The organism is Stieleria maiorica, assembly GCF_008035925.1.
In the GTDB taxonomy this organism is placed as follows: domain Bacteria; phylum Planctomycetota; class Planctomycetia; order Pirellulales; family Pirellulaceae; genus Stieleria; species Stieleria maiorica.
In genome coordinates this window covers 9,128,224-9,150,515 of record NZ_CP036264.1, presented here as the reverse complement: position 1 = coordinate 9,150,515, position 22,292 = coordinate 9,128,224, and the positions used below count along the sequence as shown (strand labels likewise).

Below are 22,292 nucleotides of genomic sequence, written 5' to 3'. Positions count from 1 at the left end.
TATGTCACCAGCGGAATCAAAAGTGAAGCTGCCAAGGCGGTCAATTAAGTTTGGCGTGGGAAAAGAGATCGGTGGCAACGTATATCTCCATCGAGATTTTGAGTCGGTGATAGGTAACGAACTTGAGAGTGCCAAGCGAAGCTTGCCAACGGACTTTGGCTACACAGTCGTGAAGCTAAACTTGAATACGCACGCAATCACGTTTACACAGTCGCCTGACTTCGACACTGTTCATGAGCCGATTGTTGGAAAACAGCTACTAGTCCGGGAGGACGGATCAATCAGCATGCGAAAGCCGCCTTTAGATCCGTACATCTATCACCACAAGTGGCTCTTCGTTGACGATGCATATCAAGGATTCGACGTCGAAGAGAGCAAGACGCGATCGTCCGAATGGATGGCTTTGCCTGACGTGGACAGATCACTGATCGGCCGAGCAAGCTATTGGAACAGAGAAGTGGTCCCACGACTCAATCAAATAACCACAGAAAGCTGGCTTCGCAGTGAGGAGGTCCGGAAACGTTTTGGATGGACGACTTGCGAGCTTGCTCATCAACGAGACGCAGGGAACATTCCCTTCAAAAAAGTCGGCAACGCGTTCCTCTATCGCATCGATGACGAGAATGCCTCCAAATGAAGATTTGGTTTATTTCAGACACCCACAACGAACATCTTGGCCTGCAAGTACCCGATGTCGACCTGGTCATTCATTGCGGAGACGAAGCGACTCATGGTAATGCTTGGATGAATGAACCCGAAGCAAGGCGGTTCTTCGATTGGTATTCCACGTTGGAAATCGCAACCAAGGTGTTCGTTCCAGGCAACCATTCAACGGCGGTCGAACAAGGTTTGATCCGAGCGGAAGACTACCCGGCAGTTCACTTCCTGATCCATGATCAGATGGCGTGTCATGGATTGAAGATCTTCGGATCGCCTTGCACGCCACGGTTTCATGATTGGGCTTACATGAAGAAACGTGGCAAGCTGGATCTTGTTCGGCAGTCAATTCCCGACGACATCGCCATTCTCATTACGCATGGGCCGCCCAAGGGTGTCCTCGATCTGACGCACGACATCGAGTCACACGCAATTGTTCAAGTCGGCTGTGCCGCCCTTCGCCGGCATGTCGACGAACGAATCCAACCACGTATTCACGCCTTCGGGCATCTGCATGACGAGAAGGGAATTAGCAACTACGGAATGTTCACCCGCGGTGCGACCCAGTTCATCAACTGCACATGTTGTGATCTCGCAGGCAAACTCAAGAACAACGGTATTGTCGTTGAGGTTTAGCCGAGCAGTTTGCGCATCGCAGATGCGACGCCGAGGGTGACTTCGGTCATCCTGGGATAGTCGAGCGTGTCTGGTGTGTCGGTGGCTTGGTGATAGTTTGGATTGCGCAAGAAGCTGGTGTCGGTGAGCATCAGGGCGGGATAGCCTTGGTCCCAGAATGAGCTGTTGTCGCTGAGACGGATCTCGTGGATCTTTTCGGGTAAGCAGATCGAGAACAGCGGCATGCGGCGCGTGCCGCGTTTGAATCCTCGCCGGAATCTCCAGCACAACTTCCAGGATGGCATGTTGCCGACGGCTGCCAGAAAGTTGCCACGTTGTGGAAAGAATCGGTGCATCCATTTGGGAATTCCCGGCGGAACCGTCTGCGAGCCTCTCGTCAGACTGTAGTAACCGACCATCTCCAGGCACAGCATTCCAATGATGTTGTCGCCGCGCTCGCGTGAGAGGCGGGCGTGGTGCTGGCTGCCCATGGAATCCATGTTGAAATAGGGCGGCTCCTCGCAAGCGAACGCGACGAATCGGACGGTCCGCTTTCCACTGTGCTCGCGCAGTAATCGGCTGACTTCGATCAATACCGCGACGGCGGAGGCATTGTCATCGGCACCAGGTGTGCTGAAGACAGTGTCGTAGTGGGCGCCGAGCAAAACGATCTCATCGGCTCGTTTGGTACCAGGACGCTCGACGATCAAGTTAGTCGCCTCATCGCCCATGGCGTCGTAGCATTCCCGCGAATGACTGTATCCCATCCCGGACCACTGACTTTCGACGTACCCGATCGTGGCCTGAATCGTTTTCGGCTTGCTTAAGGTGCGCGGACCGATCAATCCCGCAAGCCGATCGACATGCAGTCGCAGATTCTTCTCGATCGTGTCGCGGTCGATAGACATCAGTAAGGTGGAGCAAGTCGGCGGAAGCCGTGAAAGAGAACGACGAATAGGAACAGCAGATTGCGGAAAGGCACTACGACTGGATTGACGGTGGGCGAATTCACCAAATGGTCACCAGCGAGCGAGTTAGCCAGAGCGTCACCGAGTCGCCGCATCCAAGAAACACTGCGTGGCCAATCCCAAATGCCGTCGAGCCATTCGCCTGGGATGCCTGCTCGCCCGACACCAGCGCCCACGATGCTACCGACGATCGCGGCGGTCGTGTCCGCGTCGCCACCGCACTCGATGATGCTTGTCACCGCCTTGCGAAAGTCTTTCGGGTTGGACAGCCATGCGTGGATAGCAACCGGAACGGTGTGGTAGGTGTATCCGGTCACGCCTCGATCAAGCCCAAGCGAACCTGCGAACGTCTGGGTTGTTTCGCCGGCAGCAACGCTTTGAATGGCTTGGCGGAGCAAATCAATCAATTCCGCTCCGCCTTCTCCCACCGCATCGACAACTTCGTCGAGCCAAAGGTTCGCATCGACGGTTGTATTGTCGCGTGAGTGTTTGGCTGCCAATGCCACGGCGATCGCACCGTACTCTGCTTTCGGGTCACTGTGAGTTAACCGCGAGGAGGCCCGAACGAATTCCAGGATCGACGGAACGTCGTTCAAGGCAGCTCCGAAGATCGCTGCACGCATGGCAGGACCATTCCCGGCTGAGAATACACCTGACCTCTCGGGACTTGCCCGGAGCCACAACTTGATCCCCGACCGCGCCGTCGCTTTGCCAACCCCGGCCGGCAATGCCAGAATCCACCACCGCAACCGTCTTGCAAAAGTACGCGTGAATTTTGGAACTTCGCCACCCGCGTCAATCAACGATTGAGCGACCATGCAGGTGTGTTCGGTGTCGTCGGAGATCATTCCGCGACGAAAGAAGAATCGGTACCGATCGGGTGGACCAAGCAGCCTAGCAGCTCGCTTTGGCGATACGCCTTCATAGGGTAGACCTAGCGCATCCCCGACCGCAGTCCCCAGAATGCATCCACCGATCGCATCTCGCTTCATTCATTGGCCCCCACCTACAGTCATCTTCAAAAAAACGAATTACTATGCATTCAACCGTACTGAAGTTTCTAATTCCCTCGCGATTCAACGTAAGTTGAAACGAATGACTGCGTCATAACCATGCAGCACTGACGAACCAACTCGGTTTCGTGATTGATGCCGATGAGTTTTTCCTTCAAGTGGTTAACGACAAAGGCGAGGACTGCATGCTCCTGGAATTTCTTCCACTGAGCCTGCGACAATCGCTGGATCTCGCGGGGAGACTCTTCGTCGTAGAATCGAATCATCGCAGCATATTTTTCAAATGAATCCTGCACCGTCTTTTGGCTTACCGTTGGCATGGCTGGGGCAACAGCTTCAAATAGTTCAAAGAGAACCAGTAATACGTAGAGACTCTCCTCGACCAATTCCATTGGCACTTTCAGCGAGCCAAGCTGGACGGCAGCGCCCATCACATTGCCTTGCTTGGCCGCAACATCATCAAAACGACTGATTCTTTGTTCGGTCGAATACGCATTCACCTTTTTGATCGCGGTGGCGACATCGTCGACTGTGATTGTGAAATTAAATTGAGAGAGATCAGGAGTATCCATCAGCCAATCATTCTGTAAAAGTCAGGTAGATCGGTGGGACGGCGTCGACGAGCCAGACTCCGTTGGCGGAGAGATAGAATTGGTGGCCGTCACGATGCATGGTTTCGGCTGCGACTCTCAAGATGATGGGCTTGCCTCGCCGCGATCCAACTTTGGTCGCGGTTTCTTCATCGGGCGAAAGATGGACGTGGTGACGTGATCGCTTTTGCAGACCGGTCGCTCGAATGCTGTCGAGAAATGCCGCGACAGTTCCGTGGTAGAGAACCTCGGGAGGCGTCTGCTGTTCGAGGTTGAGTTCGACACCGGAGACCGAGTGACCCTGGCTGGCGCGGATGCGCAATCCATCGTCGCTCAAGGCGAAACGCTTCTTGTCGTTCGTCGCAACCACTTCGTGAAGCAGTTCCAGCGTTAATGCCTTTCCATGGGAGTTTGCTTGGGCAATCAATTCGTCGATCGCGAGCCAACCTTCAGGGTCTAGCTTTGCACCAATCACTTCGGGCCGATGCCGCAGGACCAAGCTGAGGAATTTGCTGGTGGAGACGAGTTTATCTTTAGATTTCATGACTGAGATTGTACCGTGAGCAAGCGATAACGAACCGCACACAATTTCACTCTCCCTCGAGGGAGAGTCGAGCCTAAGCGAGGAGAGGGTGCCCTCCCCGGCCGCTACCGCGTCCGACCCTCCCGCAAGCGGGCGGGTGATGTAACTTTCACGGATCGAAGGAACTCGTCGCCTCGTCCACTACGAGAAAACGCCCGCGACAGAGATCTCCGTCACGGGCGTTTTGCTATTTAGCCTATCGTCCTACAGTTCAACGGCTTCGACCTCGCGGACGAAACGGTTGGTGTCGGACTCTAGGAAGTTACTAACGACGTTGAACACTGCGTCGCTGAAGCCTCCGATGTTCAGGATGTCCTGGCGATCGGGTGCTTGCGTGTTGCCGTATGGGGCGATGTCGATGCAGACCAACTTCGGATCGGTGGTGCCGTGGCGGCGAGCGTTCGTGACGAACTTCTGCCACTCGGTCATGACGCCAGTCGAACCGCCTCGGCCGTATTCGTTGACACGTCCCGAGTTGATCCAGCTTTCGTTGTCGCTGACCAGGACGATTCCAGCAAACGTACGCTTTGCGTATCGCTTGTTGGCCTCGACCAACGGCAATGACACATCCGTTCCGCCGCCTCCGTACTTTGACAGCCGTGCCGACAGGCTCAGGATCGAATCACTTGGATCGATCTTTGCCGTGTAGGCTTGCGTGTCGAACGGAATGACGACGCTGTCCGGGTTACGACGCAGGATCGCTGCGGCGAACAACGCGGCGACGTCAACGCAACGCATCTTCGACGTGCGGCCTCGACCTTGCCAACCCGTCACCGAGCATCCCATCGATCCAGACGTGTCCAGACCGATGATGACCGGCGCCGGCAACTGCGGGATGTTGCCACATGCAATCTCCGCCGCGTCATGCAACGCTGACTTGATCTTGTGTGGAACCTCGTCCGCAGCGTTCAGGTACGCCGCCAAGAACTGGTATGGGAACTGACGTGAACGTCGAATCGCCTCCGGATCCGCGATGCGGCCGGCAACGTAATCGATCATTGCATCGTCAGGCTTGTTACCGTTCTTGAAAACGTCGTGACGCAACAGCGTGTTCAGGTTCATGCGCAGAGCCTGCGGTCCCATCTGTCGGGCAATTGCCTTCCAGACAATCGGACCCTTGGCTGAATCAGCCAGCAAGTCCCATCGAACTTGCAGGTCGCCCGCGATCAACGCCTGAGCCTCTTCGGTCTCCACAGCACGGAACGCCTTCAGTGACTGAACCTCGGCCGGCAAGTCAGCTTCCGTTGCCGGAGCCCACTTGTCGACTTCCTTATCGGTCAGCCAACCAAACAACGCTCGACGAGCGTCATCCTTCGGCGTCGGACGTGCCATTCGCAGGACGTCGCGCAGGCTCGGATCGTTACCGATCGAGCTTGACAGCAACTTACCCGTCGAAGCCTCGTTCAGCCAACGCTGGAACGCACGCTGAAGCGAAGACGACAGACCCTTGCGACCGAACTGTCCTGAACGAACCATCTGGAACACCGTGCGCAGAACGCGGCCGTTGTCAGCAACTCGGTCAAAGACCTTGTGCATCAGAGCCGTGTCGCGAGTCGACAGCGTGACGAGCAGCGCCGCCGGCATGTCCTTCATGTAAGCACGCTCACGTGAGTAGACAGCCAGCTTTGCCAGGAACTCGTTGTCGCCGACGTCGTCGATCAGCTTTCGCAGTTGGTCAAGCTGATCCGAGGCCGTCGCGTAGAACACGTTTCCGAACGTACCGGTAGCCGCCAGCTGCGCGAGCGCATGCTTTGCCGGGAACTTGTACGCCGGACCGCCGGCTTCGTTGACAGTCGTCGCCCGTGGTAGAACGCTCGTGATGCTCGAAAACAGACTCTTGTTGGCCATCTTGACCTCCTACATGTGATGGATGTTGTTCAACATCCGGGCAGCCGGGGATCTTTAACAAGATCCACGGCGAAGAAACTTGTGTGAGATGAGCATCCGACTTGTCAAATATTGACAGGCCTGATGCTTATCCCACTTTGGTGATTTGGAAAAAGCATTCGACGAAGGTATGGGCAGAGATCCGGCCCGATTGAAATCAAGTCAGCGGGCCGGGCGGGAATCGAACCTGCAAAGCCATGTACTCCACTCCGGCAGTCGAATGTGTTCGGTTATTAGTTGTGATGCATTTGGAAAACAAAACGCGATCGACGAAGTTGTGATCAGAGACTTTATGGTGCTCTGCCACTGAGCTACGGCCCTGCTTTGGTTAAACAGTTGGGCCGGTGAGATTCGAACTCACGACACCCGGGGTATGAACCATGTACTCCGAATCGGCAGTCGATCGTGTGCGCTTGCTATTTCCGTTTCTTCTTCAAGTTCTTCCGCAATCGCTTCCACACCTTGCGACCAGTGCCTCGGTCGAGCCGGACAAGCTGGTGTTTGCGGATGTCGAAGATCGCGGTACCGCCTCTCGCTTGCTTGGTGTAAACGAACGGCAAGCAGACGGTGATGACTTTGCTGGGCTGGCCAGCGTCACGGGCTTTGTAGACCGATCGAACTGGTTCGTCCGCCGCGAGCGTGCTGCTTGTGCAGCACCACAGGAACGATGGCAGTTCGTAGATCTCTGTCAAAGCGGTGACGTAGTCTCCTGGTTTGATGTCTTCTCCAGCGACGCGTGCTGCCACGTTCGTCGCGAAGTTGGTTTCGGTTGTGGTTTCCATGATTCATATCGCTTGATGAAAGTAGTTTTGAATGTGCAGACAGTCTTCGCTCGACGTCCGATTACTCGGCGCCGGATTTCGTAATGGCGAAGAATTGAAATTGCACACGCATGGTTACTCTCAACGAGCAAATGAAAATGAAAACGGCTGACGAAGTGATGTGTCAGAGATAAGCTCTCCCAATTGAGCTACGGCTCGGCTTGGCCAAACCGACGGGACTCGAACCCGCATCCTTCGATTAAAAGTCGATGTACTCCAACTCGGCAGTCAGTCGTGTCTTGTTTGAGCGGGCCACGCTGGGCTTTCGCTCATGGATTTGCAAATACGATCAACGAAGTTATCGATCAGACAGTTCGATGCTCTACCCACTGAGCTACAAAGCGAGCCAACGGTTCGCTTTGGCGGGATTCGAACCCGCGACCGTCGCGTGATGTAGTCCAACCTGGCAGTCAATCGTGTATGGTCGGCGACGAGGTTGTCGTTCAGAAGCATCAGATAGACGACCAGCGATGCTGGACGGGACTCGAACCCGCTTCTCGTGCAGGCACGTGTCTTAATCCATGTATTCCAAACTGGCAGTCGCCATGTTCGTGTTCAAAAGCAACCGACGAGGTGTTGACCAGAGGCTTTTTTCCGCGTGTCTTCCAATTTCACCACTACGATCGTGGATCGCAGACGGGATTCGAACCCGCAAGGTCTTTCGACCACAGAACCCTATGTACTCCGAATCGGCAGTCAGTTGTGTATGGTTGGCGACGAGGTATTGGTCAGATCACAAACGTGTGGGAATCGAACCCACCAACGACGCGAACGTCGTTGCCAGACTCACTGGACGGCACATTGGTTAGCATGTATTCCGAACCGGCAGTCGCCGTGTTTTATACTTGAACGAGGTGGTTGTTGAGTCGTTTAAGAGCGTCCGTTCTCGGCTTTCGCCGATCGTTGACTGGCACCTTTGTCTGCGAGAGACTCCGGTGACGTTCACTAGCCGGTCGCCCGGCATCGCTACCTTAGGCTCCTCATATGTAGACCCAAACGGCAGTTCAAGCATTGTTGGTTTGCGACGGATCGACGAGGTAGCAGCTCAGATGGGTCACATTAGCAATATGTAATCCAGGCCTGCAGTCGATTCGTCAGAAACGCTGGTGGGAGTCGAACCCACTTCGACCGGGTTGCAGCCGGTTGCCTGGCCATCTGGCTCCAGCGTTTTGTTGTCCGCCGATGCGACGGACATGTTTCAATCCTTGTCCCTAAAAGTAGTCGTCTCGATTGGAGCCATCAAAAGTGGCCCGATTTGAGGCAACATCGTTTGAATCGCAGGCCGCTTCCGCATGGGCAGGGATCATTGCGTCCAAGCTTTTCTTCGAGTGTTTTGTCGCCGTGGACGATTCGCAGTCCACACTTGACGTGAGTCTCCGAGGGGAAGCCGCGTCGGCGTTTACTCATCGGCTCGAAAGCAATGGTCTTCGTTGTGCTCATTTTCGTATTGCATCGGTCCGCTCCAAAATCTGCGATTGGCTTCGGATGTAAACAAGTTGACGATTAAGACTCATGGCAAGCGATTGGGTTCGCTAATTTCCACCACGGCTCAACTGATCGACTCGCTTCAATATTGTTGGAAGTCGATGTGGGCCATGCATGGCACCTATATTCAACACTGCTTGAGCGATTGGGATGCCCACGGCCGTAACGTAGAGCGGCCGATCGCTTGTGCCTCTGCGGAGCTCAGTGGCGTGGTCCGTTTCTTTGAACGGATTCTTCGCCACGCCGATGATTGGAATCTTGCGATCAAGCGTCTCGTAGAGGTGAGCACCCAATCCCGGACGGTCATTTCCATCCAGCCAAACGTAGCCGTCGACCACGATGCAAGTCGGTGGTTGATCGAGTTTTGCCAGCACCACTTGGATGCACGGCAGTTCTCGACGATAGAATTCGCCGGGCTGATACTCTTTCAGCTCATGGATTTTCGCCACATGTTCGGCGACTGGGCGTGAGGCTCGCCAATTGTCGATCACAACGCACGCAGCTCGCGCTGCACTATCCGTGTAGCCTACATCGATACATGCAATCGTTTGGGTTTGCGTCGTGTTCTCCATTTGTATTGGCGTCAATTATATGTGCAAAGCGTCCTCGCCAGGAATCGAACCTGATCTACGACCTTCGGCACATCGCGGAGCGATCCTCAGGATCGACGTCGTGTGCTGTCCGGCACACTCCAAGGACGAAAATCCGCAGAACCGATGAACGGGGCACCGGTCCTGCTTGAATCGGATACACGATTTGCTTCCATCACGAATCGTGCTTTCCAGAATCCGTTCCGTTTAGACTGACTCGGTCGAGACCGAGGTACAGTCGAGCGTTGCCGTTCTTGGCCAGTTCACGCAGCGTTTCGAGTTCGGCCAGTCGCAGCAGTGCCGGGTGGCCTTCCAGCGCCTCGGCTGCCTTGAGACGTTCCGCGTACGCTTGCGTTTCGGCTTCCGCTTTCGAACGCGTTGCTTCCGCTTCGGCCTGCTCACGCAGTCGTCGTGCTTCGGCATCTGCCTGGGCATCGCGTCGCGTGATTTCAGCTCGAGACTCCGCCTCGATCTGCTCGACCTCCGCACGCGTTCGTGCTTCGACCAGCTGAGCCTGGCTGTGTCGTTCGGCTGCCAGAACGCGGTTCATGATCTCCTGCAGGTTTCCCGGGAAGATCAAGTCCTTCACGTCGGCTCGTCGGATCGTCACACCGTAGCTGCCAGCCGATTCGGTGACGTCGGACAGAATATCCTCACTCAGCCGGTTTCGGTTCGTCAGGATTTCCTCCAGCGTCATCGACGCCAGTGAACGTCGCGCTGCTAGCTGCACGTCGCTGTAAAGTCGGTCCTCAAAGCTATCGACCGTGTGGATCGCAGCCTTCGGATCGGTCACACGGAACTGCACCAGAATGCTGACTCGGATAGCCACCTTGTCAGCCGTCAAGATTTCCTGGCCCTTGATCGTCAGCTCTCGCTCACGAACGTCGACCAGCATGCACTCGACGGTCGGTAGCTTCTTGAAGAATCGCTTTCGCGGCGGAATCTTGTAGTGCCCCGCCTCGAGGATCTTCGTCAGCTTACCGTCTTCGTAGTACAAACCGCGGTGGGTGTCCTTAATGATGAACTCTCGTCGAGCACCGCTAATCATCATGATGCACCTCCTGTCGGTTTGCGTGATTGATGATTTGAAATGGTTAAGTGAATGGAGCCTCGGAGCGGAGTTGATGTGAAGTACGAGCTGTCAGATCAGGACAATCTGAGCGATCATTTCGAATGGTGAACGCAGGATCCATTTGTTCGCTCGCTCCTAACGCCGCCGAGGCAAGTAACCCGCCCAGGAATCGAACCTGGTCCGACAGTTTCGAAGACTGTCATGCTATCCAGCACACCCGCGAGTCATGTAACTAAGCGTCCTCGCCAGGAATCGAACCTGGTCTACGACCTCCGCAAAGTCGCGTGCGAATCCGGCACACTCCAAGGACGAAAAAATCAGAGCCGACGACTGGATTTGCACCAGCATCAACCGCTTTACAAGAGCGGTGCCTTTCTCAGTCGAGCCACGTCGGCGAGTCGTCAGGGTGACCGAAGGGATTTGAACCCTTACCTCTTGCTTCACAGGCAAGTGTGCACAAACCGAGTACACCACGGACACCGTATGAAACGGCTCGCCACCGTGGTGGAGAGCCGCGGGTTAATCGGTGAACGCGACGTGTCGCATTGCAATCGATTCGTTTTCTGTGTTCATCAAGACTTGGTGCCATCCGTTCAAGATGATCGTCTTGTGATCCGGATGACGCACTCGTCCACGAACGAACACACTTGGGTTTCGTCGTTGAGCCACCCAGTGCAGATGACGAAGTTCAGGTCGACGACTTATCATTTGTCGACGCTGGATCTCGGTCACACCGTTTGGGTATTGGTTGCTGACGTAAACCAGTTGTCCTCCCTGCCGAACGACCTCTTCGCACATGTGTGGCTTTCCGCTGCCACGTGCAATTGGCTCGTTTCGCAATACCAGTCGCTTATCGACAAAGCTCGGGTTTTCGACGGGAACGAAGAACCATTCACCTTGACGGATAAACGCTTCGTTACGTCGACGGTTTCGCTTTCGCGGCTTCACGCCGAGACGGTTTTCGAGTGCTCGCACCGCCGTCGGCTTGAGCGCGTCGAACGCTGTCTTGACCGAAGAAACCGAGGCTCGCTCTGGAACGGCCGCGACGAACCAGTGACGTTCATCGTGTCCGCACAGGAACTTGTGCTTTCCGTCGTCTTGACGCGACATCAACAGCAAGTGCCGCATTGAAGGCTGTACGTCGATGACTTGCGTTTCAGCGACCAACTTGGGCTGAATCGCAAGATCGAAGAACTCGCCCTCGGCGTCGTTGCCGATGTCGATCGAAACTTCGGGAGGTGTTCCCCAGCGTCTGGCGATCGGAGGGTGGACTTTTGCTCGAGCACCAATCCGCGTGAATTGACGCTCGATACTCTGCATGCTCATGACAATGCCTTTCAAAAGTGTCAAAGAAGCGGAATGATGCCGGCAGCCAACGTGACCGCGATATTCGGCAGTAGCCCGACCAGGAATCGAACCCGGAACTTCTGGTTAGAAGCCAGAGATGATGTCCGTTTCACCATCGAGCCGTTACAAACAAGCGGAAGGAGAGGGAGTCGAACCCTCAAGGCACCATCAAGATGCTCGCCCGGCTAGCAACCGGATACCGTCGCCGATCGGATTGCCCTTCCGTTAGTGAGTGGACCGGAAGGGAATCGAACCCTCCCACCGATCTTGCAAGAATCAGTCGCCCCCTTGGAACATGCCAGCCCATATCAGAGGTCCGTCCGGGAATTGAACCCGGTCTTCGTCCATACCACAGACGCGTGCTGCCGCAACACTTACAGACCTTGTGAATCAGTGATCGCGGATGGAATCGAACCATCGATCTTCTGCATGTCACGCAGACGTCTTCGCCGCTGGACCACGCGATCGTTTTCTAACCAGTAGTCGAGATAGGAGTCGAACCTACAAAATCACAAGCCTCTCATGCTTGCCGCTTTGCCTGTTTGCGTACTCGACCTTGGAAGTAGCGGATCCGGGGGTCGCACCCGGCGGTCCTGGCTTATGAGGCCTGGCTGAGCACTGGCCCATCCGCGTCGTTGTTTGCACTGAAGTTGCAGGTCTCGGTATCGAGCCGAGCACACCGACCTTATGACGGTCAGTTGGACACCTGTCGCACCTGCAATGATGTTCTTGAAAAGTAGCCAAGGCGAGAGTCGAACTCGCACGCCGCGATGGGCACGATCGTCTGAGAATCGCGTGTCTACCGGTTCCACCACTTGGCTGTTTTGGAAGTAGCGCGGGAGGGAATCGAACCCACAGACATTTCACGGAGGTTTGAGCTCCGCCGCTTTACCGGTTTGCGTACCGCGCCGTTTGGATTGAAAAAGCGTCCCCGATCGGATTTGAACCGACGACCTCTTGCGTGACAGGCAAGCGAGCACTCCGCTGCTCCACGAGGACGATTGAATTGGAAAGTACGGGTACTCGGATTCGAACCGAGACTAATTGGTTGGAAGCCAATCGTGCTGGCCGTTGGACACTACACCCGTATGATGTTTGCAGTAGCTCGAGTGGGATTCGAACCCACAGCATCTCTGGTTCTAAGCCAAAGTGGTCTTCCGGTTGCCTACCGAGCCGTTTGAATCAACTAAGTGGAGCACCGGGGAATCGAACCCCGATTTTCTGCTTGCAAAACAGACGTCTTCCCGTTGGACGAGCGCCCCATGTGTTTCGTGTTTGAAGAGTACAATGCTTGGCTAGTGGTTCGCCTCTTTCATAAGTTTTCAGTACCCAGAGCAGGGATCGAACCTGCAAACACTCGGGTTTAAGCCGAGTCGCTCTGCCGATTGGCGTACCTGGGCATGCAAGTAGTCCTGGATGGAATCGAACCATCGTTTCCTGTGTGTAAAACAGGCGTCGTAGCCGTTGGACCACAGGACTGTGTTTGTCGATCCGGAGAGCACGTCCCCAAGGATTTGAACCCTGACTTACTGGTTTGGAATCAGCAGTGCTACTGTTACACCAAGGACGTGAGTGAAGTGGGAACGCAAGGAATCGCACCTCTCGCCGACTACCACACAATTAAAGGCAGAAGGGTTACAACCTCCCGTGTGGAAACGCTCCCAAGTTGAAGCGGAAGCCGTGGGACTCGAACCCACAACGGTTTAACCCGCAGCTGTTTTCAAGACAGTGTCCTCATCCGGCCGGGTGACTTCCGAGTGTTGCGATCGCTCGCAGCGACGTGAGCGGGAATCGAACCCGCGAACTCCTGGATGAAAACCAGACGATTCTGCCAACAGAATCTACCACGCCGTTTAATTGCTTCATTCGAAGCGAGTACCGCATAGGAGTATCGATCTCCTTCCTGTTGCCTGAGAAGCAACTGACCTAGCCAGTAGTCGAATGCGGCGTTGAAAGGGTGACCAACCGGAATTGAACCGGCGACAAACTCATTCACAGTGAGTCTCTGGAAACCAGCACCAGATCTGGCCACAGTCGGGTATCAGTGAGTCGCACACTGTCCATGCGTGGTCCCAAACCACACCGCTTACTCCAAGCTATACCCGCAAAATTTCAACAAGCGCCGAGGACAGGAATCGAACCTGTGTTTGCCTGGTTCAGAGCCAGGTGCAACGACCAACAGTTGCCGCCTCGGTGTAAATCGAACTTCAGCACTCCGTCCGGGAATCGCACCCGATCAGCGGGCTTCAAAGGCCCACGTCGCGTCTACGCGCCGGAGAGAATTGCAATACTGCAAGCTCCGGTGGATGGGCTCGAACCATCAATCGTCTCCTTAACAGGGAGCCGCCCTACCGATTGGGCCACACCGGATTCTTAACTCAACAGTCAGGATGGCTGGATTTGAACCAGCGTTCTCGTGCACCCGAAGCACGCGGATTGCCAAGCTTTCCCACACCCTGATAACAAAGAGCGCCCAGTGGGAGTCGAACCCACACTTCCGCCATGGCAAGGCAGCAGGCTACCGCTACATCATGGGCGCAAAATTGCATCACAACCAAATTGTCAAAGATCAGGGATGCACGAAGCATCCAAAGAGCACCGAGTCGGAATTGAACCGACGTCCCCTCGTTACGACGGAGGTATCTTGCCGCTAGACGATCAGTGCTTGTTGTACTTCAGTGGGACCGGTGAGAATCGAACTCACATCGTTCGGTTTAAGAGACCGATGCATTACCTTGTCTGCCACAATCCCAAATTACTTTTCGTTGTTCCGTTTCAGTCGGCGTGGCGGGAATTGAACCCGCGACCGTCGCCTTATAAGGACGCCGCTCTCACCCCTGAGCTACACGCCGTGGGTAGCAAGTGGGGCCGGAGAGGATCGAACTCTCACCGAACGGATTAAAAGTCCGTCATGCTGCCAGTTACACCACAACCCCAAGAATGATTCGGGGTATGCGTTTCAATCGCTGAAGCATGTTTGGTTCTCCTTCGTGTTCGTTGTCATAAGTGGTAGCCCTGGGAATCGAACTCAGCGCAACTCGGTTATCAGCCGTGTTTGGGCAACCAGCCCTCGACTACCGTTTTGTTCCCATTCAAGTCGGACACCTGAGAGTCGAACCGCCGTCGCGGAGCGACCCACAAATAAACGCAGTCTCCTGCTCCCAAAGCAGGCGTGCTTCCATCTGCACCTGTATCCGATGTGTTTTGCCGATTCCGTCGGCGCATATCTTCCTTGTCAGTGGGCCGGGAGGCGCTCGAATCCTCGTCTGCGGTTCTTCAGACCGCCGCTAGACCGTCTCAGCTACCAGCCCAAGTTGGCTTGTTGGGTTCGTCCGGCATGGACACGAAAAAAGGCTCGATGTCTGCGTGACACCGAGCCTTCATATAGAAAGCAGTTCGCTTAGAGCGAGTGTCACGTGAGCAATCGATACGGGGAATTACCGGGCAGGAACGTACTGGCTAAAGACCAATCGCTACCGCCGAAGGCAATCCCTTCGTGTATCCGTTCGAGTTGATTTGATTGCTGTTTGGTAAACATCAGAAAGCTCTGCTCGCTTCTCTGGGTGTGACTTTTGTGCTCCGGCTTGGCCGGTTCTGGGGTAATAGACGCTATGGGATCTGAATGGTTCGCGAAAAAACTCGCTTTCACAAAACTAGATGCGCTAGGTCGCGAGATTATTTCATGCTCGCAAGAAAAACTTTGCCATCTCTCGCACGAAAGTCAAACGATTCGTCCATGCTTTTGTACTCGCAGTTCGCGAGATTTTATCTGTCGGCCAATTAAGCAGACTGATCGTGTGCTCGAAGATGTCGGAGATGGTGAGCAGCATGAGCTGTGTGGATTTCCAGAATCTTCTCGCGTGGCAATCGGCCGAACCCTGGATGCGGAGCGAAGCTGCCGGAGTGATTCAGCAGTCGTGTAACACTTGCCGCAAAAGCTTCCACCTCGGTTGCATCTTCCAAGTTATCGGGCGGAACGAACATTGGAGCCGTCCGTATCCCGCGAGGAGAATCACCGCTCAGCACTTTGGGCAACAGCAGTTGTCGCACCAAAGGTCGCAATGGCGCAAAGAGCGACATCCAAATCGGATAGCCATCGACGCTGGGATCTTGAACCAAAACCAAGTGCCGACAGATCTGCCCAAGCGACCAATTTGCGTGCCGGACATGACCGCTGGCCAACAATTGCCGAGCGTCATCAACGGCGGCTTCAAGATTGTTGAACTGCAATTGACGGAGGTTACTCATATGTCTGCGGCATCTCGGTAGAATCTGAATCTTTCGAGGCACATTATGGGCGACACGCCTGAAGATTGACACCAGCGATGAATTCCCACGCCATTCAAGTCCGACCGGCTCGCAGCGATGATCGTGATTGTATTCTTGTAGTGCATCTGAATGCATTCGGCGGGGACGAAGGTCCTGCGATAGTGAGCTTGCTACAAGAGATGCTCGACGATCCGACAGCGAAACCGATCCATTCATTCGTTGCCGAGTCAAATGACGAGATTGTCGGTCACGTGCTCTTCACGTCTGTAACGATCAAGTCGGCCAGCGTCTCTACCGATGCTACGAATGCCCAAATCTTGGCGCCCTTGGCTGTACCCAGCGAACTGCATGGCAAAGGTATCGGCACGCATCTCGTCAAAGAGTCATTGCAACAACTTGCCGCAGTCGGCGTGCAACTTGTTTTTGTGCTCGGTTACCCAGGCTACTATTCTCGATTTGGTTTCGTGCCCGCCGGTGCTCGCGGTTTGCAAGCTCCTTATCCGATACCTAGGCTCTGTTTGAAAACGCCTACTGACATGTAGTTTTCAGGAATCGCTCAATCATCGCCATCTTGATCATACCGCAATAGTTGATGGCTGTTTTCTCGAAACGGGAGAAGACGCGACGGCATTCCTTCAACCAACCGATCGATCGTTCGACAATGTTGCGATTGCGATAGCTCTCGCGATCAAACTCGATTCCGCGTGCGTCCCGGTCTTCATTCGACTTGCAGGGAATGACAGGATGAATGCCAAGCTCCGCAAGATGCTCGTCGATCCACGCCGCCCGATAACCTTTGTCGCCAGCCAAGTTCACAGGCCATGCGATTGGATCGCCTTTGCCGTCACGAAGATTCTCGTCAGCTGCATGGAGAACCGCCTCAAACGCGGTTGCCTCGTGTGCTTGGCCACCAGTGATAACAAAGGCAAGGAGATGGCCCAGCCCGTCGACCAAAAGATGAATCTTCGTCGAAAATCCCCCGCGGGATCGTCCTAACGCATGGTCAGCTGGTTCGTTCGGATCCCCTTTTTTCCACCCCCTCCGGCACAACGATGTGCACGAGTGACGCTTCCGTCGATGCACCAAAGGTCATTGTCGATCACCTCGCCATCGATATGGGCCGTGCGAAGACGGTCGAGAATCGCGTCGAGTGTGCCATCGCCATTCCACTTGTCGAACAACCCGTAGATCGTTCTCCAATGGCCAAACTCTTCAGGCAAATCTCGCCACGGCGAACCCGTGCGGAGAATCCAAAGGATACCATTGAAGGCAACCCGCGCGTCTGTTGGTGGCCGCCCAGTTGCTTTGCGTTCCGGGAACAGGTCCTTAATACATTCCCATTGATCGTTGGATAGACTGTGTCGCGCCATCGATTCCTCCTTGATCGGCGATCAAGGAAACATCGCAGATCAAGGCGAAACAGCCAACACCAGTTTTCAAACAGAGCCTAAGAAGAACGCAGACGCTTGGATGGTTCTGGAATTGGAAGCTGATGCGGCCAAATCGTTCGACGGCACGGTCAAGTGCTGCGAAGCTTTGAACCACCAAAAATACTGGGTCGAGTGATGGGCGGTGCTGCATCACTACAGCTTAGACCGTTCAGACCACAGGACGCAGAAACGTGCTTGGCATTGTTTAGGGATTGCGTCCATCGTGTTAACTCACGTGACTACACGCCCGACCAGATCGAGGCGTGGGCTTCACGAACGGTTGATCTTGAAACATGGCGTGCACGGTTCCATGATCGTTTCGCTTACGTTGCAACCGAAGATGGTTGTATCGTTGGCTTCACCGATATGACACGAGAAGGACATCTCGATCGCTTGTTTGTATCCGCCGACCATCAGGGCCGCGGGATTGCTCGTGGACTTGTTAGAAGACTCCTGAAAGACGCGAACGATCATTCAATCGAAGAGATCACGACGGACGCCAGTATCACCGCAAAACCATTCTTCGACCGAATGGGCTTTAGCGTCGTGCGCGAGCAGTCCGTCGAGTGCCGCGGAGTGTGGATGACCAACTATCGAATGCAGCGAGCCGTTAAAGCCGAAGCTAGTTGACCCTGCAAGTTCCATCGTCGCAGCGTCCCGTCCATCGCAAGCGGTTCTTAGCAAAGACGCGATAGCCGAACTCGAGGCCGTGCGAGATGCCGGGCAAGCGAGTGAGCGAGACAATCGGCTTCAGGCCAACGGCAGCATACAACCGACGAAAGACCTCGACGCCTGTGATCCACTCGCCACTGGGCAACCGACCTTGGATCTCATCCATGAAATCGTTCGTGGTCATCCCGTAGCTTGCCGAGCTGAACGAAGGATCGGCGATGTCGGTAAAACGGATTCGATGCTTCCGATCGAGTCGACGAAGCAGTTTGATCTCGCGCAGGCAAAGCGGACACTCGCCGTCGTAGAAAACTTCCACCTGCCAGTCGTTGTTCATTTCGCTGCTCATGAGTCCTGCGCCGTCTCACTGCTAGATTCCGAATCGCCTTTCTCGGTTTCCTCAACCGACGTTTTCAGGCGGATCAGGATCTCGTTCCGGCGGAGTGCTGCTGGAGTGAACGGCGGATCGTAGCCAGCCGCCTCGGCCGACTCCTCTCCTTCCAGGCCTTGACTCTTCATCCATTCTCGCAGCTCGGTTTCTTTTTCTTTGGCGAGCTTAGAATCGAGCTTGCCGGGAAAGCGAACCACGGCGAACCGGCCGCCCTTTCGCTCTCGCAGTTTCACGCCTTCACCCTTCGGATCGGGAGCTCCCTTTGCCGCGACGTCCTTTGGCATCACAAAACCCATCGAGACATCCGACTTGCCGATTTCGCCTTCCATGAAAACCGGCGTCGTCATCGCGATCTTCTGCTCGGCTTCGTTGGCCCCACTGATGTACTGGAAGAGTCGCATGAAGCTGCCGTCCCGACCTTGAGAGTCCATCTTAGAATCGGTCGCGACCAGCATCAGGTCCGGGTATTCGCGGACTTCAAAGCTGCCGTCCGACTCGATCACTTTGTACTCCGCTGACTCGTACCCCGCTCGAGTGGTCATCGCCAGGGCGAACGTGCCGACCAGAGCGACTCCGAGGAATCCCGCGAAATAGATCATTGCTCGTTTCATCCGTCCCAACTCCATCGTTTTGAACTTTCTTGACTGTGTTACTGTAGGCACTCGGCTAGCAACGGCCATGCTGCCATTGACACTTGCCAATCCTGCCCTGGAGCAAATCGTTTGGAGTCCGAAGTCTTTGGAGAAACATTGATCGGCGAAGGCCAACCCGAACTATCGAGGGGCGAGATCGATCGTGTCATCATGATGGCCTGGGAAGACCGCACCAGCTTTGACGCCATCCAGGACCAGTTCGGCCTGTCTCCAGGCGACGTCATTAAGTTGATGCGTCGCGAGATGAAGCCCAGTTCCTTCAAGCTTTGGCGGAAGCGAACTCAGGGGCGAGTCACCAAGCATGAGGCCAAGTTCGCCAAAACCGTGAACGGCGACGAACTCCGGCGGTTCCGAGCGTCGTCTCAGCGAGGATAACCACGTTGGCGAAGATCAAACGAGTCAGGACAAAGCCCTGCGGTCGCTGCAATGAAACCAACGATGTTCTCTACCGGGTTCGCGTCGAGGAAGACGGCGACTGGATTTTCGTTTGCCCGACCTGCCTCGGCAAAGTCAAACCTGACAATCCACACTATCAATACGGTGGAACCTGGAAGAGCAAGAAGCGTCATTGACTGGTGAAGCTTCCATCTCCAGTCGAGCCTTCCGGTTCATCCGGTACCGGGTGAACGACTGGATACGGCGGCATGCCAGGATAGTACTCACCGGGGTGACCGGGCGGCAGGTTGTCCGGCGCGGAGTAGCCAGGCGGTACGTGGTACGGATGGTCGGGCGGCAGTCGCGGCCAAGTGTGGATCGGCGGCGGGGCTTCGATCACGACGGGTTCTTCGGGTTCCGGCGGCCACGGCCAATCCTCGGGCCACCAGTCGGGCCGCGATCCCGAGCTGGAGGTTTCGTCGTCGGTGCTGGAGCCTTCCGGCGGATCGGGATCGGCGGGCAACGATGGCGACTCGCTCCCCGGCGGATCAAACGGTGGAATGAATGGAGGCGGTGGCATTTCGGGTTCGAAGGAATCATGTGGGGTCATCGCAGGGCACTCCGTTGCAATGGATTTGGATGAACAAACATGGTGCGGTTCGCTGGACACAGGCCGCACTGGGGGATCGCTTTCGTTTGCAAGAACCGGCGAACTTCATCGTCGCTCGCGTCGGGCGGGCAGGCTTGGTAATCGCGGAACGGTTGCCACTGAGGCAGATGGTGCAAACTCAGCTTTGCTTCGAGTTGCGCGTAGTACGCGAGCGCCGGACATTTCCAAAGCTTCCCTTGATAAAGTTGCGTGCATGTCTTCTGCATACATACTCGATAGGCCGATTCCGGTTCTGAATCGAAGGGAACCGGCTTTCCGTCTTCAACGTTGTATTGCCGCATCCAACCGCGATGCGACTGGCGGATCTTGATCTGAATGCCGGGATACTCTTCACGCCATCGCCAAACAGTCTGTTTCACCTCGCGGAATCGTTCGAGGTATGTCTGGTGGGTACCATGCTGACTGACCTCAAGCCGGCAATTGATTTCGACAAGAGTTTTGGGAAGCTCGGGATGCCGAGCAAAGAAAAACCCGTTGGTTACCAACATCAGATCTGAGTGAGGCCAACACTCGCGAGCCAGCTGCAAATGCTCGATTAAGTTTGGGTTCAACAGCGGTTCGCCACCGAGCAATGCGAATCGCTTCGGTAGGATGCGATGATTCCAGACTTCGTATTCCGCTTTCGCATCCGCGGGCGTTGGCATCGTGCCCGCCAAACGAAAATTGCTGTAATGACTGCACTGCTGACACGATAAATTGCAACCGTGTGCGAGGTGATACTCCAACGCCGGTAGTTCGATCATCGCCAAATCACCTGTTCCAAACCGTGTTTCTCCAGCCCGCGTTTGAGGAATTGCGGGCGATGTCGCTGGTAGCCGGGCGGATCGATGTGTTCATGCTTGAATGAATGGGAGACTTCGCAGGCCACATTGACGCCAGCGACTTTGCATCGCCAAAAGAAGTCCCAGTGCTCTTCAACTTTGAGCGATTCGTCCCAACGGATCGCCTGCAAAATATCGCGGTAGGCGACGAAGCAATTACCGACGTAGTGGCACCAGCGAATCGAGCCTCGTTGTTTCAAAACGCCGCGATGGATACGGAGACGACGACCGTTACTTCTCAGTAATCGCGGACGCTCTTCATCGTTGCTCAGGGCCGCGAGCAGATCGATGTCGTTGTGCTTATTGAGCTTGGCGACAAGTTCCGGCAGTTTTGTCCGCTGGGTCACCAAATGGTCATCATCGGTGAAGACGACGATTGGCGTCTTGCCCGCGTCGAGCAATCGATTGCGCCCGGCGGATAATCCAATGTCGAAATCTGTCTCGATCAATTGGTCCACCATTGCCGCTTCAGTCGGGCAATTGGAGGAAAATCGCAGTTCCGGCTTGCCATCGTCAAGCACATGGATCGCCGGGCGATTGGTTCCGTAGTTTTCGTGGATGCTCCTCACGAGTGCGGCACAGCACTGCGGTCGATGAATGGTCTTGATACAGAAGGTGACTTGATCACGCATGGACGATGCCGCCTCCGGGATATCGCATTGAATGGAATCCATGTTTGCGAAGGCCGAGCTTCCTGAACTTTGGCCGACATCGCAGATCACCGTAGGGTTTCGCTCCAACGTGGGCATGAACGACCATGCAGTCCTCCGCGACGGCGATTTTCAGCTCCTCCACGTGGCTGGCCCGATAGAAGAACTCCCAGTGTTCGTACGTCTTGATCTCGGGATCCCATCGCAGCTTGGCGATCGCGTCCCGACGGGCGAGAAATGCGTTGCTGGACATGTCGCACCAGGCCAGCGGGCCAATGCGCCGGTGTTCGCCTCGGAACATCCAGATTCGCCGGCCATTCATCAGGGGCGCAAACAATAGTGGCCGACCGCCAGCGCCCTGTCGGACGCCGAGGATATCGATGTCGTGCTCCTGAAATCGATCGTAAACTCGATTGAAGTGCAGATCCGGAGTGACGACGTGATCGTCGTCGAGTAAGAAGATGAGCTCGGTTTCTGCGGCGTCGATCGCCGTGTTGCGGCCAACGCCAACTCCGACGTCGTGCCGGTCGAGGTTGATCACATGGCAGTGCTTGGCCATGTCGGAATATTTTTCCGAGAATCGCAATTCTGGCCGGCCGTCATCGACGACCACGATCTTGGGCTGGTTGAAGTGCTTTCGTAGCGACTGAACCAATCGATGGCATGCCCAAGGACGATGGATCGTCTTGATGCAAAAGGTGATGTCGTCGGGCGTGAATGGTTTTTCTGCGGCCAT

Annotated in this window: 26 protein-coding genes and 29 tRNA genes; 7 read left to right on the top strand and 48 right to left on the bottom strand. The window is 55.2% G+C overall.

Annotation, left to right across the window (positions count from 1 at the left end; translation table 11 throughout):
• Nucleotide 1: 1 nt before the first annotated feature.
• A complete protein-coding gene (locus Mal15_RS31325) occupies nt 2-637 on the top strand; it encodes a hypothetical protein (RefSeq protein ID WP_147871332.1) in 636 nt (211 codons plus the stop codon).
• The gene (locus Mal15_RS31320) at nt 634-1,293 is read left to right on the top strand and encodes a metallophosphoesterase (protein WP_147871331.1); all 660 of its coding nucleotides are present in this window, start codon (nt 634-636) and stop codon (nt 1,291-1,293) included. Before Mal15_RS31325 ends, Mal15_RS31320 begins: the two co-directional genes overlap by 4 nt.
• On the opposite strand, the gene Mal15_RS31315 is transcribed toward Mal15_RS31320, so the two are convergent.
• The 40 genes from Mal15_RS31315 to Mal15_RS31120 form a co-directional block, all read right to left on the bottom strand.
• Nucleotides 1,290-2,180 (bottom strand): M28 family peptidase, encoded by an 891-nt coding sequence (locus tag Mal15_RS31315; RefSeq protein WP_147871330.1) that lies wholly within the window; start codon nt 2,178-2,180, stop codon nt 1,290-1,292. The two genes, Mal15_RS31320 and Mal15_RS31315, sit on opposite strands and share 4 nt — an antisense overlap.
• Complete coding sequence (locus tag Mal15_RS31310) at nt 2,180-3,232, bottom strand: ADP-ribosylglycohydrolase family protein (RefSeq protein WP_147871329.1); 1,053 nt, start codon at nt 3,230-3,232, stop codon at nt 2,180-2,182. Before Mal15_RS31310 ends, Mal15_RS31315 begins: the two co-directional genes overlap by 1 nt.
• Nucleotides 3,233-3,300: 68 nt before the next feature.
• Nucleotides 3,301-3,825 (bottom strand): hypothetical protein, encoded by a 525-nt coding sequence (locus Mal15_RS31305; protein WP_147871328.1) that lies wholly within the window; start codon nt 3,823-3,825, stop codon nt 3,301-3,303.
• Nucleotides 3,826-3,832: 7 nt separating this feature from the next.
• Entirely contained in the window at nt 3,833-4,387 is a 555-nt protein-coding gene (locus Mal15_RS31300; RefSeq protein ID WP_147872739.1) for an RNA 2'-phosphotransferase, read from the bottom strand.
• 243 nt (nt 4,388-4,630) lie between these two features.
• Nucleotides 4,631-6,274 (bottom strand): TROVE domain-containing protein, encoded by a 1,644-nt coding sequence (locus Mal15_RS31295; RefSeq protein ID WP_147871327.1) that lies wholly within the window; start codon nt 6,272-6,274, stop codon nt 4,631-4,633.
• Between the two features lie 455 nt (nt 6,275-6,729).
• Nucleotides 6,730-7,095 carry a hypothetical protein gene (locus Mal15_RS31290; protein ID WP_147871326.1) on the bottom strand — a complete coding sequence of 122 codons (366 nt, stop codon included), beginning with the start codon at nt 7,093-7,095 and terminating at the stop codon, nt 6,730-6,732.
• A 201-nt stretch (nt 7,096-7,296) separates the two neighbouring features.
• A tRNA-Lys gene (locus Mal15_RS31285) sits at nt 7,297-7,451 on the bottom strand.
• A gap of 781 nt (nt 7,452-8,232) precedes the next feature.
• A tRNA-Cys gene (locus Mal15_RS31280) sits at nt 8,233-8,303 on the bottom strand.
• Between the two features lie 70 nt (nt 8,304-8,373).
• Entirely contained in the window at nt 8,374-8,541 is a 168-nt protein-coding gene (locus Mal15_RS31275) for an SEC-C metal-binding domain-containing protein (protein WP_199773768.1), read from the bottom strand.
• Nucleotides 8,542-8,666: 125 nt separating this feature from the next.
• Nucleotides 8,667-9,191: an endonuclease V gene (locus Mal15_RS31270; protein ID WP_147871324.1), complete on the bottom strand. Its 525-nt coding sequence runs from the start codon at nt 9,189-9,191 to the stop codon at nt 8,667-8,669.
• Between the two features lie 193 nt (nt 9,192-9,384).
• Nucleotides 9,385-10,260, bottom strand: coding sequence for a slipin family protein (locus Mal15_RS31265; RefSeq protein WP_199773767.1), 876 nt, complete (start codon nt 10,258-10,260; stop codon nt 9,385-9,387).
• 175 nt (nt 10,261-10,435) lie between these two features.
• A tRNA-Arg gene (locus Mal15_RS31260) sits at nt 10,436-10,507 on the bottom strand.
• A 95-nt stretch (nt 10,508-10,602) separates the two neighbouring features.
• Nucleotides 10,603-10,676 (bottom strand) — tRNA-Thr (locus Mal15_RS31255).
• Between the two features lie 9 nt (nt 10,677-10,685).
• A tRNA-His gene (locus Mal15_RS31250) sits at nt 10,686-10,762 on the bottom strand.
• A 38-nt stretch (nt 10,763-10,800) separates the two neighbouring features.
• The gene (locus tag Mal15_RS31245; protein ID WP_167547165.1) at nt 10,801-11,607 is read right to left on the bottom strand and encodes a hypothetical protein; all 807 of its coding nucleotides are present in this window, start codon (nt 11,605-11,607) and stop codon (nt 10,801-10,803) included.
• A 71-nt stretch (nt 11,608-11,678) separates the two neighbouring features.
• Nucleotides 11,679-11,750 (bottom strand) — tRNA-Arg (locus Mal15_RS31240).
• 12 nt (nt 11,751-11,762) lie between these two features.
• A tRNA-Ser gene (locus Mal15_RS31235) sits at nt 11,763-11,852 on the bottom strand.
• Nucleotides 11,853-12,022: 170 nt separating this feature from the next.
• Nucleotides 12,023-12,095 (bottom strand) — tRNA-Val (locus tag Mal15_RS31230).
• 13 nt (nt 12,096-12,108) lie between these two features.
• Nucleotides 12,109-12,184, bottom strand: a tRNA-Leu gene (locus tag Mal15_RS31225).
• 181 nt (nt 12,185-12,365) lie between these two features.
• A tRNA-Leu gene (locus Mal15_RS31220) sits at nt 12,366-12,449 on the bottom strand.
• Between the two features lie 10 nt (nt 12,450-12,459).
• Nucleotides 12,460-12,538: transfer RNA gene (locus Mal15_RS31215), tRNA-Leu, on the bottom strand.
• Between the two features lie 16 nt (nt 12,539-12,554).
• Nucleotides 12,555-12,627, bottom strand: a tRNA-Asp gene (locus Mal15_RS31210).
• 15 nt (nt 12,628-12,642) lie between these two features.
• Nucleotides 12,643-12,716: transfer RNA gene (locus Mal15_RS31205), tRNA-Gly, on the bottom strand.
• Between the two features lie 13 nt (nt 12,717-12,729).
• A tRNA-Leu gene (locus Mal15_RS31200) sits at nt 12,730-12,803 on the bottom strand.
• A gap of 16 nt (nt 12,804-12,819) precedes the next feature.
• A tRNA-Ala gene (locus tag Mal15_RS31195) sits at nt 12,820-12,890 on the bottom strand.
• A gap of 64 nt (nt 12,891-12,954) precedes the next feature.
• Nucleotides 12,955-13,028: transfer RNA gene (locus tag Mal15_RS31190), tRNA-Leu, on the bottom strand.
• Between the two features lie 7 nt (nt 13,029-13,035).
• Nucleotides 13,036-13,107 (bottom strand) — tRNA-Val (locus Mal15_RS31185).
• Nucleotides 13,108-13,127: 20 nt separating this feature from the next.
• A tRNA-Trp gene (locus tag Mal15_RS31180) sits at nt 13,128-13,198 on the bottom strand.
• A gap of 102 nt (nt 13,199-13,300) precedes the next feature.
• Nucleotides 13,301-13,383 (bottom strand) — tRNA-Ser (locus tag Mal15_RS31175).
• 21 nt (nt 13,384-13,404) lie between these two features.
• Nucleotides 13,405-13,479, bottom strand: a tRNA-Glu gene (locus tag Mal15_RS31170).
• Between the two features lie 105 nt (nt 13,480-13,584).
• Nucleotides 13,585-13,660: transfer RNA gene (locus tag Mal15_RS31165), tRNA-His, on the bottom strand.
• A gap of 265 nt (nt 13,661-13,925) precedes the next feature.
• Nucleotides 13,926-13,998 (bottom strand) — tRNA-Asn (locus Mal15_RS31160).
• Nucleotides 13,999-14,013: 15 nt separating this feature from the next.
• Nucleotides 14,014-14,087: transfer RNA gene (locus Mal15_RS31155), tRNA-Pro, on the bottom strand.
• Between the two features lie 9 nt (nt 14,088-14,096).
• Nucleotides 14,097-14,167 (bottom strand) — tRNA-Gly (locus Mal15_RS31150).
• Between the two features lie 55 nt (nt 14,168-14,222).
• Nucleotides 14,223-14,293: transfer RNA gene (locus tag Mal15_RS31145), tRNA-Thr, on the bottom strand.
• A 14-nt stretch (nt 14,294-14,307) separates the two neighbouring features.
• Nucleotides 14,308-14,380: transfer RNA gene (locus tag Mal15_RS31140), tRNA-Lys, on the bottom strand.
• A gap of 27 nt (nt 14,381-14,407) precedes the next feature.
• Nucleotides 14,408-14,480: transfer RNA gene (locus Mal15_RS31135), tRNA-Ile, on the bottom strand.
• Between the two features lie 11 nt (nt 14,481-14,491).
• Nucleotides 14,492-14,564: transfer RNA gene (locus Mal15_RS31130), tRNA-Lys, on the bottom strand.
• Nucleotides 14,565-14,867: 303 nt separating this feature from the next.
• Nucleotides 14,868-14,939 (bottom strand) — tRNA-Phe (locus Mal15_RS31125).
• Between the two features lie 469 nt (nt 14,940-15,408).
• Nucleotides 15,409-15,876 (bottom strand): DUF1569 domain-containing protein, encoded by a 468-nt coding sequence (locus Mal15_RS31120; protein WP_147871323.1) that lies wholly within the window; start codon nt 15,874-15,876, stop codon nt 15,409-15,411.
• Nucleotides 15,877-15,953: 77 nt separating this feature from the next.
• Here Mal15_RS31120 and Mal15_RS31115 point away from each other — a divergent pair, with 77 nt between their 5' ends.
• The gene (locus Mal15_RS31115; RefSeq protein ID WP_147871322.1) at nt 15,954-16,439 is read left to right on the top strand and encodes a GNAT family N-acetyltransferase; all 486 of its coding nucleotides are present in this window, start codon (nt 15,954-15,956) and stop codon (nt 16,437-16,439) included.
• On the opposite strand, the gene Mal15_RS34815 is transcribed toward Mal15_RS31115, so the two are convergent.
• Entirely contained in the window at nt 16,426-16,980 is a 555-nt protein-coding gene (locus tag Mal15_RS34815) for an IS5 family transposase (protein WP_261344555.1), read from the bottom strand. The genes Mal15_RS31115 and Mal15_RS34815 overlap by 14 nt on opposite strands.
• Nucleotides 16,890-17,267: an IS5 family transposase gene (locus Mal15_RS35210; protein WP_147871278.1), complete on the bottom strand. Its 378-nt coding sequence runs from the start codon at nt 17,265-17,267 to the stop codon at nt 16,890-16,892. Before Mal15_RS35210 ends, Mal15_RS34815 begins: the two co-directional genes overlap by 91 nt.
• 10 nt (nt 17,268-17,277) lie before the next feature.
• Between Mal15_RS35210 and Mal15_RS31100 the strand changes: the two genes are divergently transcribed.
• Together Mal15_RS31100 and Mal15_RS31095 are read left to right on the top strand one after the other, a co-directional pair.
• The gene (locus Mal15_RS31100) at nt 17,278-17,463 is read left to right on the top strand and encodes a hypothetical protein (RefSeq protein WP_147871321.1); all 186 of its coding nucleotides are present in this window, start codon (nt 17,278-17,280) and stop codon (nt 17,461-17,463) included.
• Entirely contained in the window at nt 17,463-17,957 is a 495-nt protein-coding gene (locus tag Mal15_RS31095) for a GNAT family N-acetyltransferase (protein WP_147871320.1), read from the top strand. Before Mal15_RS31100 ends, Mal15_RS31095 begins: the two co-directional genes overlap by 1 nt.
• Here the strand turns inward: Mal15_RS31095 and Mal15_RS31090 are convergent.
• Complete coding sequence (locus tag Mal15_RS31090) at nt 17,950-18,345, bottom strand: thiol-disulfide oxidoreductase DCC family protein (RefSeq protein ID WP_147871319.1); 396 nt, start codon at nt 18,343-18,345, stop codon at nt 17,950-17,952. The two genes, Mal15_RS31095 and Mal15_RS31090, sit on opposite strands and share 8 nt — an antisense overlap.
• Nucleotides 18,342-18,998: an SOUL family heme-binding protein gene (locus Mal15_RS31085; RefSeq protein ID WP_147871318.1), complete on the bottom strand. Its 657-nt coding sequence runs from the start codon at nt 18,996-18,998 to the stop codon at nt 18,342-18,344. Before Mal15_RS31085 ends, Mal15_RS31090 begins: the two co-directional genes overlap by 4 nt.
• A 111-nt stretch (nt 18,999-19,109) precedes the next feature.
• Here Mal15_RS31085 and Mal15_RS31080 point away from each other — a divergent pair, with 111 nt between their 5' ends.
• Together Mal15_RS31080 and Mal15_RS31075 are read left to right on the top strand one after the other, a co-directional pair.
• Nucleotides 19,110-19,415 carry a TIGR03643 family protein gene (locus Mal15_RS31080; protein ID WP_233903132.1) on the top strand — a complete coding sequence of 102 codons (306 nt, stop codon included), beginning with the start codon at nt 19,110-19,112 and terminating at the stop codon, nt 19,413-19,415.
• A gap of 5 nt (nt 19,416-19,420) precedes the next feature.
• Nucleotides 19,421-19,612: a hypothetical protein gene (locus Mal15_RS31075; RefSeq protein WP_199773766.1), complete on the top strand. Its 192-nt coding sequence runs from the start codon at nt 19,421-19,423 to the stop codon at nt 19,610-19,612.
• Here Mal15_RS31075 and Mal15_RS31070 read toward each other — a convergent pair.
• From Mal15_RS31070 to Mal15_RS31055, 4 genes are read right to left on the bottom strand one after another with little or no spacing between them, the layout of a single operon-like run.
• The gene (locus tag Mal15_RS31070) at nt 19,606-20,025 is read right to left on the bottom strand and encodes a hypothetical protein (protein ID WP_147871317.1); all 420 of its coding nucleotides are present in this window, start codon (nt 20,023-20,025) and stop codon (nt 19,606-19,608) included. The two genes, Mal15_RS31075 and Mal15_RS31070, sit on opposite strands and share 7 nt — an antisense overlap.
• The gene (locus Mal15_RS31065; RefSeq protein ID WP_167547164.1) at nt 20,022-20,828 is read right to left on the bottom strand and encodes a radical SAM protein; all 807 of its coding nucleotides are present in this window, start codon (nt 20,826-20,828) and stop codon (nt 20,022-20,024) included. The genes Mal15_RS31070 and Mal15_RS31065 overlap by 4 nt, the downstream gene beginning before the upstream one ends.
• Nucleotides 20,825-21,538: a glycosyltransferase gene (locus Mal15_RS31060; RefSeq protein ID WP_147871315.1), complete on the bottom strand. Its 714-nt coding sequence runs from the start codon at nt 21,536-21,538 to the stop codon at nt 20,825-20,827. The genes Mal15_RS31065 and Mal15_RS31060 overlap by 4 nt, the downstream gene beginning before the upstream one ends.
• Complete coding sequence (locus tag Mal15_RS31055; RefSeq protein WP_147871314.1) at nt 21,531-22,292, bottom strand: glycosyltransferase; 762 nt, start codon at nt 22,290-22,292, stop codon at nt 21,531-21,533. Before Mal15_RS31055 ends, Mal15_RS31060 begins: the two co-directional genes overlap by 8 nt.

Excerpts from the sequence above, each read along its gene's own strand:
- Mal15_RS31245 (WP_167547165.1), bottom strand. The coding sequence starts at position 11,607 with ATGAGCATGCAGAGTATCGAGCGTCAATTCACGCGGATTGGTGCTCGA.
- Mal15_RS31090 (WP_147871319.1), bottom strand. The coding sequence starts at position 18,345 with ATGAGCAGCGAAATGAACAACGACTGGCAGGTGGAAGTTTTCTACGAC.
- Mal15_RS31070 (WP_147871317.1), bottom strand. The coding sequence starts at position 20,025 with ATGACCCCACATGATTCCTTCGAACCCGAAATGCCACCGCCTCCATTC.
- Mal15_RS31300 (WP_147872739.1), bottom strand. The coding sequence starts at position 4,387 with ATGAAATCTAAAGATAAACTCGTCTCCACCAGCAAATTCCTCAGCTTG.
- Mal15_RS31315 (WP_147871330.1), bottom strand. The coding sequence starts at position 2,180 with ATGTCTATCGACCGCGACACGATCGAGAAGAATCTGCGACTGCATGTC.
- Mal15_RS31055 (WP_147871314.1), bottom strand. The coding sequence starts at position 22,292 with ATGGCCGCAGAAAAACCATTCACGCCCGACGACATCACCTTTTGCATC.
- Mal15_RS31270 (WP_147871324.1), bottom strand. The coding sequence starts at position 9,191 with ATGGAGAACACGACGCAAACCCAAACGATTGCATGTATCGATGTAGGC.
- Mal15_RS31115 (WP_147871322.1), top strand. The coding sequence starts at position 15,954 with ATGAATTCCCACGCCATTCAAGTCCGACCGGCTCGCAGCGATGATCGT.
- Mal15_RS35210 (WP_147871278.1), bottom strand. The coding sequence starts at position 17,267 with ATGGCGCGACACAGTCTATCCAACGATCAATGGGAATGTATTAAGGAC.
- Mal15_RS31265 (WP_199773767.1), bottom strand. The coding sequence starts at position 10,260 with ATGATGATTAGCGGTGCTCGACGAGAGTTCATCATTAAGGACACCCAC.
- Mal15_RS31095 (WP_147871320.1), top strand. The coding sequence starts at position 17,463 with ATGGGCGGTGCTGCATCACTACAGCTTAGACCGTTCAGACCACAGGAC.
- Mal15_RS31310 (WP_147871329.1), bottom strand. The coding sequence starts at position 3,232 with ATGAAGCGAGATGCGATCGGTGGATGCATTCTGGGGACTGCGGTCGGG.
- Mal15_RS31290 (WP_147871326.1), bottom strand. The coding sequence starts at position 7,095 with ATGGAAACCACAACCGAAACCAACTTCGCGACGAACGTGGCAGCACGC.
- Mal15_RS31320 (WP_147871331.1), top strand. The coding sequence starts at position 634 with ATGAAGATTTGGTTTATTTCAGACACCCACAACGAACATCTTGGCCTG.
- Mal15_RS31065 (WP_167547164.1), bottom strand. The coding sequence starts at position 20,828 with ATGATCGAACTACCGGCGTTGGAGTATCACCTCGCACACGGTTGCAAT.
- Mal15_RS31060 (WP_147871315.1), bottom strand. The coding sequence starts at position 21,538 with ATGCGTGATCAAGTCACCTTCTGTATCAAGACCATTCATCGACCGCAG.
- Mal15_RS31120 (WP_147871323.1), bottom strand. The coding sequence starts at position 15,876 with ATGAGTAACCTCCGTCAATTGCAGTTCAACAATCTTGAAGCCGCCGTT.
- Mal15_RS31295 (WP_147871327.1), bottom strand. The coding sequence starts at position 6,274 with ATGGCCAACAAGAGTCTGTTTTCGAGCATCACGAGCGTTCTACCACGG.
- Mal15_RS31325 (WP_147871332.1), top strand. The coding sequence starts at position 2 with ATGTCACCAGCGGAATCAAAAGTGAAGCTGCCAAGGCGGTCAATTAAG.
- Mal15_RS31305 (WP_147871328.1), bottom strand. The coding sequence starts at position 3,825 with ATGGATACTCCTGATCTCTCTCAATTTAATTTCACAATCACAGTCGAC.
- Mal15_RS31275 (WP_199773768.1), bottom strand. The coding sequence starts at position 8,541 with ATGAGTAAACGCCGACGCGGCTTCCCCTCGGAGACTCACGTCAAGTGT.
- Mal15_RS31085 (WP_147871318.1), bottom strand. The coding sequence starts at position 18,998 with ATGAAACGAGCAATGATCTATTTCGCGGGATTCCTCGGAGTCGCTCTG.